The organism is Zobellella sp. An-6 (assembly GCF_052487945.1).
On sequence record NZ_CP199259.1, the window covers coordinates 724,289 to 737,680 of the forward strand.

Here is a 13,392-nt window from a genome sequence, read left to right on the forward strand (position 1 = left end):
GCAATCGGGCCTTGTTGTTTCAGGAGGAGTAGCGTCCGTCCTGCAGGCGGCGCAGGTGCCAGGGGTTGTCGTCCTGCAGCGCCTCGGGCAGCAGGGCGGGCGGGCAGTCCTGGTAGCAGACCGGGCGCAGGAAGCGCTGTATCGCCGCCGAGCCGACCGAGGTGGTGCGGCCGTCGGAGGTGGCCGGCCAGGGGCCGCCGTGCACCATGGCGTGGCACACCTCGACCCCGGTGGGAAAACCATTGAACAGCACCCGACCGGCCTTGCGCTCCAGCCGCGGCAGCAGCCGCCGGGCCAGGGCGCCGTCCCGGTCGTCCATCTGTACCGTGGCGGTGAGCTGTCCTTCCAGCGCATCGAGCACCGCCACCAGCTCGGTTTCGTCCCGGCAGCTCACCAGCAGGGCGCTGGCGCCGAACACCTCCTGTTGCAGTTGCTTATCCGCCAGGAAGTGCGTGGCGCTGGTGCGGAACAGCCGTGGCCGGCAGCCGTGGGGGCCCCGGGCGGCCAGGCCGGTGGCCAGGGTGTCGACCCCTTCGGCCCGGGCCAGGGCCGCTACACCCTCCTCGTAGGCCTGGTGGATGCCGGGGGTCAGCATGGTCTGGGGCTCGGCCCGGGCCAGCGCCTCGGCGGCCAGCCCGGCGAAGCGCTCCAGCGCCGGGCCTTCCAGGCCCAGCAGCAGGCCGGGGTTGGTGCAGAACTGGCCGGCGCCGAGCTGAAGCGAGCCGGCAAAGCCCGCGGCCAGGGCCTCGGGGCGGGCGGCCAGGGCGGCGGGCAGCAGCAGCACCGGGTTGATGCTGCTCATCTCCGCATAGACGGGGATGGGCTCGGGCCTGGCCTGGGCGGTGGCGAGCAGCGCCTGGCCGCCCTGGCGGGAGCCGGTGAAGCCCACCGCCTTGATGCGCGGACTCGCCACCAACGCCTGGCCGACACTGTTGCCGCTGCCGTAGAGCAGGGAGAATACCCCTGCCGGCATGCCGCTCTCCCGGGCCGCCGCCGCCACCGCCCGGCCCACCAACTCGGAGGTGCCCGGGTGGGCCGAGTGGGCCTTGACCACCACCGGACAGCCGGCGGCCAGGGCCGAGGCGGTGTCGCCGCCGGCCACCGAAAACGCCAGCGGGAAGTTGCTGGCGCCGAACACCGCCACCGGTCCCAGGGGAAGGTGCTGCAACCGCAGATCGGCGCGGGACAGGGGCGAACGCTGCGGCTGGGCGGGGTCGATGCGGATTCCCAGCCAGTCGCCGGCGCGCACCACCTCGGCGAACAGCCGCAACTGGCCGATGGTGCGGCCCCGCTCCCCTTCGAGCCGGGCCCTGGGCAGGCCGGTCTCCAGCATGGCACGGTCGATAAGGGCATCGCCCAACGCCAGTATCTGTGCGGCGATGGCCTCCAGAAAGGCGGCGCGGGCCGCCGGGGGGCGGTGGCGGTAGGGCTCGAAGGCGGCCTCGGCCAGGGCGCAGGCCTCGGCCACCTGGGCCGGGCTGGCGCCGGCATAGCCGGGTGAAAGCCGTTCATTGGTGGCCGGGTTGATGCCGTGAATGGGCTCGCCCTCGCCGGCCACCGGGTGGCCGGCCAGCAGCAGTTGTGCGGTCAGGGTCATGTCTGTTCCTCAGTTCCAGTGGTGGACGGTGGCGAGCGGCGCTTCCCGCTGCCAGGCCAGGGGGTTGCGCAGCGGGCGGCCGAAGGCGGGCAACTGGATCTCGAACCGATCGCCGTCCCGGGTCTGGATGCCGTCGCCGAAGCTTAGGGTCGAGGTGCCGAAGAAGTGCACGTGCACGTCGCCGGGGCGGCGGAACTGGGCGTACTTGAAGTGGTGGTGCTCCAGGTTGGCGAAGCTGTGGGCCATGTTCTCCTCGCCGGTGACGAAGGGCTTCTGCCACAACAGCTCGCCGTCGCGCAGGATCCGGCTCTCGCCCTCGAGCCGGGCGGGCAGCGGATCCAGCAGCAGCTCGGGACCGAAGCTGCAGGCGCGCAGCTTGGAGTGGGCCAGCCACAGGTAGTTGGCCTTTTCGGTGACGTGATCGGAGAACTCGTTGCCCACCGCGTAGCCCAGGCGCCAGGGCCGGCCCTGCTCGTCGATAAGGTAGAGCCCCACCAGCTCCGGCTCTTCTCCCGCGTCCCGGGCGAAGGCGGGCACCGGCAGCGGCGCCTCCGGATGTACCAGGATGCCGCCGTCGCCCTTGTAGAACCACTCGGGCTGGGCCCCTTCGGTGCCGGCGGCGGGCTTGCCGCCGTCCAGCCCCAGCTTGAACATCTTCATCGAGTCGGTGAGCGGCTCCTCCCCGGCCGCCAGCCTGGCGTGCATGGCGGCGCGGGTGTCGGCGCTGCCCAGGTGGGTCAGGCCGGTGCCGGTAACCAGGCAGTGGGCCGGATCCGGGTGGCAGAGGGGCACCCGCAGCCGGCCTTCGCGCACCAGCTGCTCGTAGTCGAGACGGGTGTCGCCGGCGCGCAGCAGGGCTTCCTCCGCCAGGGAACGGCCATGGGCCAGGGCGTCCCGGGCCAGCTGGTAGGTGCCGCCGCCCAGCTCGATCAGGCGGATGTGTTGCTCGTCTTCCACCAGGCCGACGGCCAGCCGGCCCTGGTGCTCAAATTGGATCAAACGCATGGCCTTCACTCCACGATGTTGAACTGGTCGAGGTAACGCTGGGACAGGCTGAGTCCCAGGCCGGGCTTGTGCTCGTCGAGGTCGATAAAGCCGTTTTCCGGCGTGGGGTCGCCCTCGAAGATGTAGTAGAACAGCTCGTTGCCCACCTCGACCTCGTGCACCGGGAAGTATTCGGACATGGGCGAGGCCAGGGTGGACATGGTCAGGTGGTAGTTGTGCATCTGGCCGGCGTGGGGGATCACCGGCACCCCATACACTTCCGCCAGGGCGTTGATCTTGTGCGCCGCCGTGATGCCACCGACCCGGTTGGTGTCGTACTGGATCACCGACACCGCCCGCTTGTCGAGCAACTGGCGGAAGCCGTGGCTGGTGAACTCGTGCTCGCCGCCTGAGATGGGAATGGAGGTCAGCCGGTTCAGCTCGGCGTAGCCGTCGATGTCGTCGGCGAGTACCGGCTCTTCCAGCCAGCGCGGCTCGAACCGCTCCAGCTTCGGCAGCATGCGTTTGGCGTACTCCAGGTTCCAGCCCATGTAGCACTCCAGCATCAGGTCCACATCCGGCCCTATCACCTCGCGTACCGCCGCCACGCTGTCCAGGTTCTTGCGCATGCCCTCGGGGCCGTCCTTGGGGCCGTAGCCGAAGCGCATTTTCATGGACGTGAAGCCCTGGTCCAGGTAGCGCTGGGCCTCGGCCTGCATTTCGCCGAGGTCGGTGCGGTAGAGCTTGGAGGCGTAGCAGGGGATCTTCTCCTTGGTGCGGCCGCCCAGCAGCTTGAACACCGGCCGGCCGGTGGCCTTGCCCATCAGATCCCAGAGCGCGATGTCGATGGCGGAAATGGCGGCCATGGCCACGCCCTTGCGACCCCAGGCGTGGGTGGAGCGGTACATGCGCTGCCACAGGTATTCGTAGTCGAAGGGGTCGTGGCCCAGCACCAGGGGGGTCAGGTACTGGTCGATGATCGTCTTGGCGATGCGCGGCGCCAGGGCCACGTTGCCGATGCCCACCAGGCCGTCGTCGGTCTCCACTTCCACCACCGTCCAGCCGTGGAAGCGGAAGGTGCCCATGGAGTCGCCCTTGTCCCACAGCAGATCCATGGCGTTGGAGCAGAAGTGGGGCTGGGGCGGCACGGTGTGGCCTTTCCATTCGAATACCCGGGCGCGTACATTGGTGATTTTCATATAGTTAATTCCTTATAAAACAATTGCTTGAATATTTTTTGCGAATTTGTTCGGGCAAGTCTTGCCCGTACGGGTCCGTTCCCGGGCCCGCGCCGTCTCTTTGTTAGCCGTGCTGTGCCTTAGCCGGTGGCGGCCAGGGTCCGTTGCCGCCTGGCCAGCCCCATGCGGCAGGCGATGTCGAAGGCGTTGCGGGTCGGCCCCACCCGGGCCTTGCCCTGGCCGGCGATGTCGAAGGCGGTGCCGTGGGCCGGGGTGGTGATGGGGATGGGCAGGCCGCCCTGCACCGTCACCCCCTGGGAAAAGCCGAGCAGCTTGATGGCGATCTGGCCCTGGTCGTGGTACATGGTGACCACGGCGTCGAAGTCGCCGTCCCGGGCGCGGATGAACAGGGTGTCCGCCGGGTAGGGGCCGCTCACCGGGTAGCCCTCGGCCTGGCACTGGGCCACCGCCGGGGCGATGACGTCGATCTCCTCCCGGCCGCAGGTGCCGCCTTCGCCGGCATGGGGGTTGAAGGCGGCCACCGCCACCCGGGGCGATTCGAAGCCGGCGAGGAGCAGGGCTTCATGGATCAACTTGCTGGCCGCGACGATGCGTTCCCTGGTCACATACCGTGCCGCGTCCTTCAGCGGCACATGGGAGGAGATGCGCGAGGTCCACAGGTGCCCCAGGGTGTTGAACTCGCAGAAGTAGCCCTCCACCCCCAGGTATTCCGCGAAGAAGTGCAGCTCGTCCTCGTGCTGGAGCCCGCCCAGCTTCATGGCGTGCTTGTTGAGCGGCGCGAAGCAGATGGCGTCCACCTCGCCGGCCTGGGCGGCGTCCAGGCACAGCCGCAGTATCTCCAGGGTGGAGGCGCCGCAGGCCCCGCTCACCTCGGCGTAACGGGCCTGCGCCGGCGCCAGGGTGTCCACCTTCAGCAGCACCGGCCCCGGGTGCTGGTGGACCTCCTCGACGCGGGCCACCACCGGCAGCCGGTGGTCGGTGCCGGCCAGTTGCTGGCCCTGCTGCCACTGCCATTCGTCGGCCACCAGCACGATGCGGGCCTGCTCGCCGACGCCGGGCTCGGCCAGCAGCCTGGCGATCAGTTCGGCGCCGATGCCGGCGGCATCGCCCAGGGTCAGGGCCACTACGGGTTTCAGTTCAGTCATGTTCAGGCTCCGTACATGTATTCGACCAGGCCCATGGGGATAAAGGGCACATAGGTCACCAGCATCAGGATGAGGAAGAGCACCAGGATCATCGGCAGGTTGACCCGGGTCACGTCCCACATGTCCGCCTTGGCGATGGAGCAGGAGGTGGCCAGCACCGAGGCGACCGGCGGGGTCTGCTGGCCGATGGCCAGGTTGAGGGTGACGATGATGCCGAAGTGGATGGGGTCGATGCCGATCTGCTGCACCAGCGGCATCACGATGGGCACCACCAGTATGATGGCGGCGGCCCCGTGCAGGAACATGCCGAGCAGCAGCAGCAGCATGTTGAGCAGGGCCAGGACCAGCACCGGCTCGGAGGTGATGGCCAGGATCTGGCGGGCCAGCTGCTGCGGCAGCTGCATCTCGGTGAGGAAGAGGCCGAGGATGGCGGAGGTGGCCACCAGCAGCATCACCACCGAGGTCTGCACCACGCCGTCGAGTACCGCCCGGTACAGCAGTTGCAGGTTGAACTCCCGGTAGATGCAGCCGCCGATGACGATGGCCGCCAGCACGGCGATGCCCGCGCCCTCGGTGGCGGTGACGAAGCCGCCGAAGATGCCGCCGAGGATGATCACCGGCAGCAGCAGCGCCCAGAAGGCTTCCCTGAAGGCCTTGCCCAGCCGGCTCAGGGAGAAGGCCTCTTCCCGGGGCAGGTCGTACTTCACCGCGTAGTAGTAGCAGAAGCCGGCCAGCATGGCGGCGCCGAGCAGGCCCGGTACCACGCCGGCCACGAACAGCTTGATCACCGAGGTGTTGGAGATGGCGCCGTAGAGGATCATCGGGATCGAGGGCGGTATGATGATCGCCAGCGAGGCGGAAGACGAGGTGATGGCGGCGGCGAAGTTCTTGTTGTACTTGCGCTTCTTCATCTCGGGGATAAGGATGGAACCGGTCGCGGCCACGTCCGCCACCGCCGAGCCGGAGATCTCGGCGAAGAACAGGGACACCCCCACGTTGACCATGGCCAGGCCGCCGCGCACGAAGCCGACCACGGCACTGACCAGGTTGATCAACCGCTTGGACAGGCCCGAGGTGTTCATCAGGGCGCCGGCGAAGATGAACAGCGGAATGGCGATCAGCGGAAAGCTGGTGGCGCCGTTGAACAGGGTGAGGGGGGCGTTGACCAGGGCGTCCCAGCCCATGGTGAACCAGACGCCGACCACCGCCACCACGCCGATGGCCACGGCGATGGGCACGTTGATCAGCACCAGGGCGAACAACGCCAGTATCACAATCAGCAACATCATGACTTGCTCTCCTTCAGATCTTGCTCGGCCTGGCGAATGGCTTCGTCGATGGCTTCGTGTTCGGGGTCGATGCCGCTGCGCATCTTCTGCCAGGCGGCGGGCAGGCTGACCAGCTCGCACAGGATGAAGAGGACGGCGCTGACCGGAATGACCGACTGGGTAAAGTCCATGCCGACGCCGGGCAGGGACACCAGGCTGTCCCAGGCCAGGACCTCCAGTACCTGGTAGCCGAACCAGCCCATGATGGCGAAAAAGCCGATCACGATGACTTCGCTCAGCACGAACAGCAGGCTGCGCAGCGCCAGGGGGGCGGCGGTGACCAGGCCGGGAAAGCCCATGTGCGCCCGCTTGAGCGCGGCCAGGCTGGCGCCGTAGAAGCTGAGCCAGGCCAGGCCGATGGAGGCCACCTCGTCATACCAGACGATGGAGCTGCCGACGGCGCGGAAGAACACCGCCGCCACCACTATGGTGGTCAGGGCCAGCAGCAGGCCGATGGTGAACACTTCCAGCCCCCGTTCGAGCCAGGTTTTCAGGGCACGGAGCAAGGAGGTCATGGCGGCGCCTTGGGGCTGATGGGGTGCCGCCGGGGCGGCACCTTGGGTCAGGGTTCGTGGCATGGTTTAGTTCCCCAGGGCGATGGCCTTGTCGACCAGTTGCTTGCCGTTGCCGACCTGTTCGGCGAAGCGGTCGTACACCGGCTGGCTGGCGGCCATGAAGGCGGCCTTGTCGGCGTGGTTCACCTGCATGCCGGCGGCGGCAAAGGCCTCGATCAAGTCCTTATCCATCCGCTCGCCTTCGTCCAGCGACCACTGCTGGGCTTCCCGGGCGGTCTCACGAATGGCGGCCTGCACCTCTGCCGGCAGCTTGTTCCAGCCGTCCATGCCCGCGATCAGCCAGATCGGGGAATAGACGTGGTCGGTCATCGACAGGTATTTCTGCACCTCGTTGAGCTTGGCGCCCTCGATGTTGGTGAGCGGGTTTTCCTGGCCGTCCACCACCCCGGTCTGCAGGCCGACAAAGACTTCGGAGAAGGCCATGGGCGTCGGGTTGGAGCCCCACTGGGTGAACATCATGGTGCGCCATTCGCTCTGGGGGGTACGGATCTTGAGGCCTTTCAGATCCTCAGGGGTGGTGATGGGTCTGTCGTTGTTGGTGATCTGGCGAAAGCCGTTCTCCCAGGTGGACAGCACCTTGAGGCCGCGGGCCTCGGCAGAGGCGGCCAGCTCGGTCATCACTATCTGCTCGTCGATCTTCAGCAGGTGCTCCCTGTCCTGTACCAGGAAGGGCAGATCGAACAGCGCGAAATCGTCGGAGATGGACGACATGATGGAGGAGATGGCTGCCAGGTTCACGGTGCCCAGGCGCATCTTCTGTACCAGCTGGCGCTCGTCGCCGAGCTGGGCGCTGTCGTAGTACTCCACCTGGTGGGCGTCGCCGAGCCGTTCCTGCAGCTTGTCGGCGAACAGCTTGGCGGTTTGTCCCTGCAGGCTCTGCGGGCTGCCGCCGATGGCGAAGACGATTTTCTCGGCGTGGGCCTGGGGGGCGGTCAGCGCCAGGGTCAGGGCGGAGGCGGTAAGCAGTTTCTTAAACATGGCATGGTTCCTTGTGGTTCCTGCGGGGGCGGCCCGGCAGGGAGGCGTGTCCTACTCTCGTTCGCTTGAAAAGCTTAACTGGTATGCTGGTTGGTTTACCGTACCAGTTGGCGTTTAATTTAGTCAGCCGCGCGGTGAAGTGTCAAGCTGCTTTGTTAATCTTTTGTGTCGTGATGTTTTGATTTTGTTTGTGAAAATCTGTGATATCTTGCTATGGCCATTCTAGTGGTCTAATATTTAGTCCAGTTTGGCTGTTGGAGGCGCCCATGAGTACGGCACAGGAGACGGTGTTTGCCTTTGAGCAGACCCTGGAAAACAAGACCAAGAAAGACATTCTGGCGGAAAAGATCATCGAGATGATCGTTACCGGTCTGCTGCGCGACAACGACGTGTTGCCGAGTGAGCGGGAGCTGTCCCAGCTGTTCGGGGTGAGCCGGGAAACGGTGCGTGGCGCGCTGCGGCTGGTGGCGGCCTACGGCCTGATCTCGGTGTCCCACGGCAGCAAGACCCGGATCAATGCGGGAGAGGCTCAACTGGCGCGTTTCCACGACAGCTATTCCCATATGAGCCCGATTGGCGTCAACAATTACGATATCGACACCGTGTTCGAGAGCCGCAGCCTGATCGAGGCGGCCATCGCCCGCAAGGCGGCGGTGCGCATCGACCAGGCCGGGCTCGACAAGCTGCGCAGGATGCTGGACGCCCAGGCGGAGATGTTCGACAACCCGGTGCACTTCCAGCTGTCGGACAAGAGCTTCCACAAGCTGATCGCCGAATACGCGGGCAACGAGCTGCTGCTCAAGTATTCGGAGGAGCTGTATTCCTACGGGCTCAATATCCGCCGCAGCGTCATGCTGGAGCCGGGCGCCATCGCCCGCAGCTATGGCGAGCACTGCCAGATCGTCGAGGCCCTGGCCCGGGGGGACGAAGACGCCGCCGAGCAGGCCATGCTCGGCCACCTGACCAGCGTCTACAGCACCACCCGGGAGAAAATGCCGGGCTGAACAGGCCGGCCCGGGAGTGGGGGGATATTGCTTCCAGCTTCCAGCTTCCAGCTTCTAGCCTTCGGCTTGTACCTGCAGTTTTTCCACTATGGGGGCGTTGGCGGCGGGAAAGTCGTAGCGGTGCAGCTCAGGGATAGGCACCCAGCGGCTGGGCTGGCCTTCGCGGCCGTGGGCTTCGCCCTCGAAGGCGGTGACCTTGCGGATATCCAGGATCACCTGCTTGTCGCCGTAGTCGTGCTCGATGCGCATAAAGGGTTGGCAGCTCGCCACCCGGATGCCGATCTCCTCTTCCAGCTCCCGGGCAAGGGCCTGGGGCACGGTCTCGCCGGCTTCCACCTTGCCGCCGGGAAATTCCCACTTGAAGGCCTGGTGTTGGCTCTCGCCACGCCGACAGATAAAGATGTCGCCGGCGCCGTTCTCGATCACGCCCACCGCCACCAGCACGCTTTTCTTCAGGCCGGCCTCAGTATTCATTTTCATCGTCCTGCTCCGGCAGCCAGGCGGGATCGCCGGGAATGCGCTTTTCCTCGTCGGCCCATTCGCCGAGATCGATCAACTGGCAGCGCTTGCTGCAGAAGGGGCGGTAGGGGCTCTGTTCGCCCCATTCCACGGCGGTACCGCAGGTGGGACAGGGGACTGTGATGATGGTGCTCATTTGATGTTGGCCAGTTCGAAGTCGATATTGCCGATCTCGGTGTTGCCGACCGGCATAAAGCGGATGGTGAAGCGGTATTTGTTGCCGCTGACCACCGGATAGACGGCGAGCTCGGCCGGCAGGCGCAGGCGGATCATTTCGGTGAGCTCGGCGCTGTCCTGGAAGAAGCCGCTCATCGCCTGCTGGGCGCGATACTGGCCGGCTTCCCGCCACAGGGTCAGCAGCAGCTCCAGCCCTTGCTGCAGCAGTTGCAACTGGGCCAGCCAGCCGTCGATATCCTGCTGCTGGCGCGCCGCCGGCAGGTGCAGCCAGTAGTGCAGCTGGGGGACGTCGAAGGGGCAGAGGCCGCCGGGAATGGCGAAACGGCTGCGCACGGCGGCGAGCAGCTTGTCCTCCCGCAGCAGTTGGCCCAGGCGGGCCGCCCGGGGCAGTTGCTGGCTGAATTGCTCCAGCTGGCTCTCCAGTTGGGACAGGGCGGCGGCGTCCACCCCCGGCACCTGGGACCAGGCGGCCAGCTTGCCCCGTTGGGCTTCCAGATCCTTGGCCAGGTCGCTGCGGATATCGCAGCGTTCCAAGAGTTCCATGATATCCAGCAGCGCCTTGAACAGGGCGGTGGCCTGGCCGTTGGCCGAGAGCTCCCGGCACAGGCGGATTTGCTGCAAGAGTTCGTTCAGGCGCAGGTAATTGCGGCACTTCTCGTTGAGCGGAAATTCATAAACCAGTGATGACATAAGGCTTCGGCCTGCAGAGTGACGGCGATAATAACGGCAAGTTTACCCGCATCAGTCGCCAATAAACAAATCGAGCAGCCGGTTCAGGAAGCGGCGCCCCAGCGGGGTCACCCGCCAATGTTGTTCGTCTTCGATCAGCAATTCCAGCCGCATCGCCTCCGACAGCGGGGCGGCGAGCCGCTCCGGGGCAAGGCCGGTCAGCCGGCAGAATTCGTCCCTGGGAATGGGTTCGAACAGACGCAGCCGGTTCATGAAGTATTCCAGCGACAGATCCTGCGGCGCTATGGGCCAGTACTGATCCAGATAAGGGCGTCCCGGCTCCAGGTAGCCTTTGGGATGTTTGACCTTGACGGTGCGCACCAGCTTGCCCTCGAGCGGCAGGGTGATCTTGCCGTGGGCGCCGCAGCCGATGCCAAGGTAGTCGCCGAAGCGCCAGTAGTTGAGGTTGTGCCTGGCCTCATGGCCGGGCCTGGCATAGGCGGACACCTCGTACTGGCGGTAGCCCCGGGCCAGCAACAGGGCGTGGCCTTGCTCGTAGATATCGGCCAGCACCTCGTCTTCCGGCAGGGCCGGCGGGCGCGAGGCGAAGGGCGTATTGGGCTCTATGGTGAGCTGGTACCAGGACAGGTGCGGCGGCGCCAGCGAGAGCGCCTGCTCCAGATCCTGGAGGGCGTCTTCCAGACGCTGTTCGGGCAGGCCGTGCATCAGGTCCAGGTTGAAGGTCCTGAGTCCCACTCCGGCCGCTTCACGGGCGGCGAAGCGGGCCTGCTCCGGATCGTGGATGCGGCCCAGACGGGCGAGCTGGTCCGGCTGGAAGCTCTGCACGCCGATGGAGATGCGGTTGACACCGGCTTCCCGAAAGCCCCGGAAGCGACCGGCTTCTACCGTGCCCGGGTTGGCTTCCAGGGTGATTTCCATGTCCTCCTCGAAGGGGAGGAGCCGCCCTATGCCGGTCAGCAGCCGGGCGATGGCCTCGGGGCTGAGCAGGCTGGGGGTACCGCCGCCGATAAAGATGCTGTGCAGCCGCCGCCCCTGGGCCAGGTGCAGGTCCTGGCCCAGGTCGTCGAGCAGGGCGTCTACATAGGCCTGTTCGGGGATGGTGTCCTTCAGGGCGTGGGAGTTGAAGTCGCAGTAGGGGCACTTCTGCACGCACCAGGGAATGTGCACATAAAGGCTGAGCGGTGGCAGCTGCAGCATCAGGCTTCCTCTTGCAACTGGCTCAGCAGCTGGCGCAGGGCCTGGCCTCGGTGGCTCAGGCGGTTCTTTTCTTCCGGACTCAGTTCGGCGGCGGTCCTGCCGGCCTCGGGCAGCAGAAAGACGGGATCGTAGCCGAAGCCGCCGTCACCCCGGGGGGCCTCGGCGATGGCGCCGGTCCAGTGGCCGGTACAGATGAGGGGGGTGGGATCCTCGGCGTGGCGCAGGTAGACCAGCACGCACCAGAAGGTGGCTTTGCGAAGGCCGCTGGGCAGTCCTTCCAGATCGGCCAGCAGCCGTACCACATTTTGCTCGTCGGTGGCGGCGGGGCCGGCGAAGCGGGCGGAATAGACCCCGGGGCGGCCGTCGAGGGCGTCCACCGTCAGGCCGGAATCGTCGGCGATGGCGGGCAGGCCGGTTGTGCGTGCCGCGTGCCTGGCCTTGATGATGGCGTTTTCCACGAAGGTGGTGCCGGTTTCCTCGGCATCCATGACGCCGAATTCATTCTGGGGCACCACCCTCATGCCCAGACCACCGAGCAGGCTTTGCAGTTCGGCAACTTTCTTGGCGTTGCCGGAGGCCAGGACAATCTGTTTGCTCACCTATGTGTTCCTGTCAGGATACCGTGGGCGGCCATGATAACACGGGGACGGGAGTTCGATCCCGTGGCGGAGGCCTGCGGCGCAGGCCTCCCGAGGGTCAATCGGTATAGAAGGTATGGCGGAAGGAGAACTGGCCGCCCTGTTGCGCACCCTGAATATCGATGGTGAACAGGACATTGTCTTCGTTGCGGTAGGGATATTCGGCGATGTAGTAGATGGAGTCGCCTTCTCGCACCGTCTGGAAGTTCAGCTTGCGCACCGTGCCGAGCAGGGTCTTGCCTTCGCCGCTGAGGCTCACCTCCTGGGTGTTGCCGGCGGCGTCGGCCACCGCTATGTTGACCAGGCCATTGAAGCGGCTGCGCTCGATGTTGTAGCTGCGCGCCACTTCCGGCGTGAGAAAGGTGGAGGCGAAGGCGCTGTAATGCACCGTCCAGTTGCCGACCCGGGTTTCCGCACCGGAGAGCTGGGAGGCGAACATCAGTGCCAGGGCTGAGAGGATGACTTTGATCATGGCGGATCCTTATGGGCGAAGAACGTTATTGTTAGTTTAGGCCGGGTTGGCCAGGAGTTCCGCCAGTGCCGGCGGGATTTCCCGGGGGGATTCGACCATCAGCTTTTTGTGGCGGCTGGTCTCGCCGGAAAGCAGCACCACCCGGGACTTGGGCACCCGGCACTGTTTGGCCAGCCATCTCTGCAGGTAAGCATTGGCCTGGCCATCCACCGGCGGGGCCGTGATGGCCAGCCGGAGTTCGTCGCCATGCAGGCCGAGGAACTGATCCCGGCTGGCCTTGGGTTGCAGGTACAGGCTGAGATAGAGCCTGTCCTGCTCCAGCCGGACCGCCTGGGTCACAGTTGCCACCACAGCGGGCCAATCAGATCCCCCAGCAGCCAGTTCAGCGCCTGCAGGGCGATAAAGGCCACCAGTATCGACAGGTCCAGACCGCCCATGGGCGGTATGATGCGGCGCAGCGGGGCGAGCAGCGGCTCGGTCAGTTGGTGCAGCACGTATTCTATCTGGCTGCGGCCCTGGCTGACCCAGCTCATCAAGGCGCGAACGATCAGGATCCAGAACAGCATGACCCCGGCCTTCTTCAGCACTGTGATCAGTCCCACCAGCACCACTGTGCTCCAGTCGGCGTAGAGCAGGTTCATGGCCTTGAACAACATCAGCTTGGCGGTGGCCACCAGCACCGCCAGCACCACGGCGGCGAAATCGATGCCGAAGAAACCGGGCACGGCCCGGCGCAACGGGGTCAGTACCGGATTGGTGGCCTTGACCACGAACTGGCTGAATGGATTGTAGAAGTCCGCCCGTACCCACTGCAGCCAGATGCGCAACAGCACCACCATGAGGTAAAGATCGAAAAGGGTATTAATCAGGTAATAGGCTGTGTTCATTA

The 13,392-nt window shown here is 65.8% G+C and carries 16 protein-coding genes; 1 reads left to right on the forward strand and 15 read right to left on the reverse strand.

Annotated elements, in window-relative coordinates; all coding sequences use genetic code 11:
• Positions 1-19 precede the first annotated feature (19 nt).
• The 7 genes from ACT7DK_RS03255 to ACT7DK_RS03285 all read right to left on the reverse strand — a co-directional run bounded on the left by ACT7DK_RS03255 (position 20) and on the right by ACT7DK_RS03285 (position 7,806).
• Positions 20-1,597, reverse strand: a complete 1,578-nt coding sequence (locus ACT7DK_RS03255; RefSeq protein ID WP_445396277.1) for an aldehyde dehydrogenase (NADP(+)) — start codon at positions 1,595-1,597, stop codon at positions 20-22.
• Positions 1,598-1,606: 9 nt separating this feature from the next.
• Positions 1,607-2,602, reverse strand: a complete 996-nt coding sequence (gene araD1, locus ACT7DK_RS03260; RefSeq protein WP_445396279.1) for an AraD1 family protein — start codon at positions 2,600-2,602, stop codon at positions 1,607-1,609.
• Positions 2,603-2,607: 5 nt separating this feature from the next.
• Entirely contained in the window at positions 2,608-3,780 is a 1,173-nt protein-coding gene (locus ACT7DK_RS03265) for an L-rhamnonate dehydratase (RefSeq protein ID WP_445396281.1), read from the reverse strand.
• Between the two features lie 119 nt (positions 3,781-3,899).
• Positions 3,900-4,925, reverse strand: a complete 1,026-nt coding sequence (locus ACT7DK_RS03270; protein ID WP_445396283.1) for a 4-hydroxythreonine-4-phosphate dehydrogenase PdxA — start codon at positions 4,923-4,925, stop codon at positions 3,900-3,902.
• Between the two features lie 2 nt (positions 4,926-4,927).
• Positions 4,928-6,214 carry a TRAP transporter large permease gene (locus tag ACT7DK_RS03275; protein ID WP_445396285.1) on the reverse strand — a complete coding sequence of 429 codons (1,287 nt, stop codon included), beginning with the start codon at positions 6,212-6,214 and terminating at the stop codon, positions 4,928-4,930.
• A complete protein-coding gene (locus ACT7DK_RS03280) occupies positions 6,211-6,831 on the reverse strand; it encodes a TRAP transporter small permease (RefSeq protein WP_445396287.1) in 621 nt (206 codons plus the stop codon). Before ACT7DK_RS03280 ends, ACT7DK_RS03275 begins: the two co-directional genes overlap by 4 nt.
• A 3-nt stretch (positions 6,832-6,834) precedes the next feature.
• Complete coding sequence (locus ACT7DK_RS03285; protein ID WP_445396289.1) at positions 6,835-7,806, reverse strand: TRAP transporter substrate-binding protein; 972 nt, start codon at positions 7,804-7,806, stop codon at positions 6,835-6,837.
• Positions 7,807-8,072: 266 nt separating this feature from the next.
• On the opposite strand from ACT7DK_RS03285, the gene ACT7DK_RS03290 reads away from it, so the two are divergent.
• Positions 8,073-8,810, forward strand: a complete 738-nt coding sequence (locus ACT7DK_RS03290) for a FadR/GntR family transcriptional regulator (protein ID WP_445396291.1) — start codon at positions 8,073-8,075, stop codon at positions 8,808-8,810.
• A 54-nt stretch (positions 8,811-8,864) separates the two neighbouring features.
• On the opposite strand, the gene mutT is transcribed toward ACT7DK_RS03290, so the two are convergent.
• The 8 genes from mutT to ACT7DK_RS03330 form a co-directional block, all read right to left on the reverse strand.
• Positions 8,865-9,284 carry an 8-oxo-dGTP diphosphatase MutT gene (mutT, locus tag ACT7DK_RS03295; RefSeq protein ID WP_445402261.1) on the reverse strand — a complete coding sequence of 140 codons (420 nt, stop codon included), beginning with the start codon at positions 9,282-9,284 and terminating at the stop codon, positions 8,865-8,867.
• Positions 9,274-9,465 (reverse strand): DNA gyrase inhibitor YacG, encoded by a 192-nt coding sequence (gene yacG / locus ACT7DK_RS03300; protein WP_445396293.1) that lies wholly within the window; start codon positions 9,463-9,465, stop codon positions 9,274-9,276. The genes mutT and yacG overlap by 11 nt, the downstream gene beginning before the upstream one ends.
• Positions 9,462-10,196 (reverse strand): cell division protein ZapD, encoded by a 735-nt coding sequence (zapD, locus tag ACT7DK_RS03305; protein WP_445396295.1) that lies wholly within the window; start codon positions 10,194-10,196, stop codon positions 9,462-9,464. Before zapD ends, yacG begins: the two co-directional genes overlap by 4 nt.
• A gap of 51 nt (positions 10,197-10,247) precedes the next feature.
• Positions 10,248-11,393, reverse strand: coding sequence for a radical SAM family heme chaperone HemW (hemW, locus tag ACT7DK_RS03310; RefSeq protein WP_445396297.1), 1,146 nt, complete (start codon positions 11,391-11,393; stop codon positions 10,248-10,250).
• On the reverse strand, positions 11,393-11,992 hold the full coding sequence (gene rdgB, locus ACT7DK_RS03315; protein ID WP_445396300.1) for an RdgB/HAM1 family non-canonical purine NTP pyrophosphatase: 600 nt from the start codon (positions 11,990-11,992) through the stop codon (positions 11,393-11,395). Before rdgB ends, hemW begins: the two co-directional genes overlap by 1 nt.
• Before the next feature lie 97 nt (positions 11,993-12,089).
• On the reverse strand, positions 12,090-12,503 hold the full coding sequence (locus tag ACT7DK_RS03320; protein WP_445396302.1) for a DUF4426 domain-containing protein: 414 nt from the start codon (positions 12,501-12,503) through the stop codon (positions 12,090-12,092).
• Positions 12,504-12,539: 36 nt separating this feature from the next.
• Entirely contained in the window at positions 12,540-12,851 is a 312-nt protein-coding gene (locus ACT7DK_RS03325) for a DUF167 family protein (RefSeq protein ID WP_445396304.1), read from the reverse strand.
• Positions 12,839-13,390 carry a YggT family protein gene (locus ACT7DK_RS03330; RefSeq protein ID WP_445396306.1) on the reverse strand — a complete coding sequence of 184 codons (552 nt, stop codon included), beginning with the start codon at positions 13,388-13,390 and terminating at the stop codon, positions 12,839-12,841. The genes ACT7DK_RS03325 and ACT7DK_RS03330 overlap by 13 nt, the downstream gene beginning before the upstream one ends.
• Positions 13,391-13,392: the final 2 nt, after the last annotated feature.

Bases quoted from the DNA above. Each gene is read 5' to 3' on its own strand.
- mutT (WP_445402261.1), bottom strand. From the start codon at position 9,284: ATGAATACTGAGGCCGGCCTGAAGAAAAGCGTGCTGGTGGCGGTGGGC.
- ACT7DK_RS03280 (WP_445396287.1), bottom strand. From the start codon at position 6,831: ATGCCACGAACCCTGACCCAAGGTGCCGCCCCGGCGGCACCCCATCAG.
- zapD (WP_445396295.1), bottom strand. From the start codon at position 10,196: ATGTCATCACTGGTTTATGAATTTCCGCTCAACGAGAAGTGCCGCAAT.
- ACT7DK_RS03255 (WP_445396277.1), bottom strand. From the start codon at position 1,597: ATGACCCTGACCGCACAACTGCTGCTGGCCGGCCACCCGGTGGCCGGC.
- hemW (WP_445396297.1), bottom strand. From the start codon at position 11,393: ATGCTGCAGCTGCCACCGCTCAGCCTTTATGTGCACATTCCCTGGTGC.
- ACT7DK_RS03270 (WP_445396283.1), bottom strand. From the start codon at position 4,925: ATGACTGAACTGAAACCCGTAGTGGCCCTGACCCTGGGCGATGCCGCC.
- ACT7DK_RS03320 (WP_445396302.1), bottom strand. From the start codon at position 12,503: ATGATCAAAGTCATCCTCTCAGCCCTGGCACTGATGTTCGCCTCCCAG.
- araD1 (WP_445396279.1), bottom strand. From the start codon at position 2,602: ATGCGTTTGATCCAATTTGAGCACCAGGGCCGGCTGGCCGTCGGCCTG.
- yacG (WP_445396293.1), bottom strand. From the start codon at position 9,465: ATGAGCACCATCATCACAGTCCCCTGTCCCACCTGCGGTACCGCCGTG.
- ACT7DK_RS03330 (WP_445396306.1), bottom strand. From the start codon at position 13,390: ATGAACACAGCCTATTACCTGATTAATACCCTTTTCGATCTTTACCTC.
- ACT7DK_RS03290 (WP_445396291.1), top strand. From the start codon at position 8,073: ATGAGTACGGCACAGGAGACGGTGTTTGCCTTTGAGCAGACCCTGGAA.
- ACT7DK_RS03285 (WP_445396289.1), bottom strand. From the start codon at position 7,806: ATGTTTAAGAAACTGCTTACCGCCTCCGCCCTGACCCTGGCGCTGACC.
- ACT7DK_RS03275 (WP_445396285.1), bottom strand. From the start codon at position 6,214: ATGATGTTGCTGATTGTGATACTGGCGTTGTTCGCCCTGGTGCTGATC.
- ACT7DK_RS03265 (WP_445396281.1), bottom strand. From the start codon at position 3,780: ATGAAAATCACCAATGTACGCGCCCGGGTATTCGAATGGAAAGGCCAC.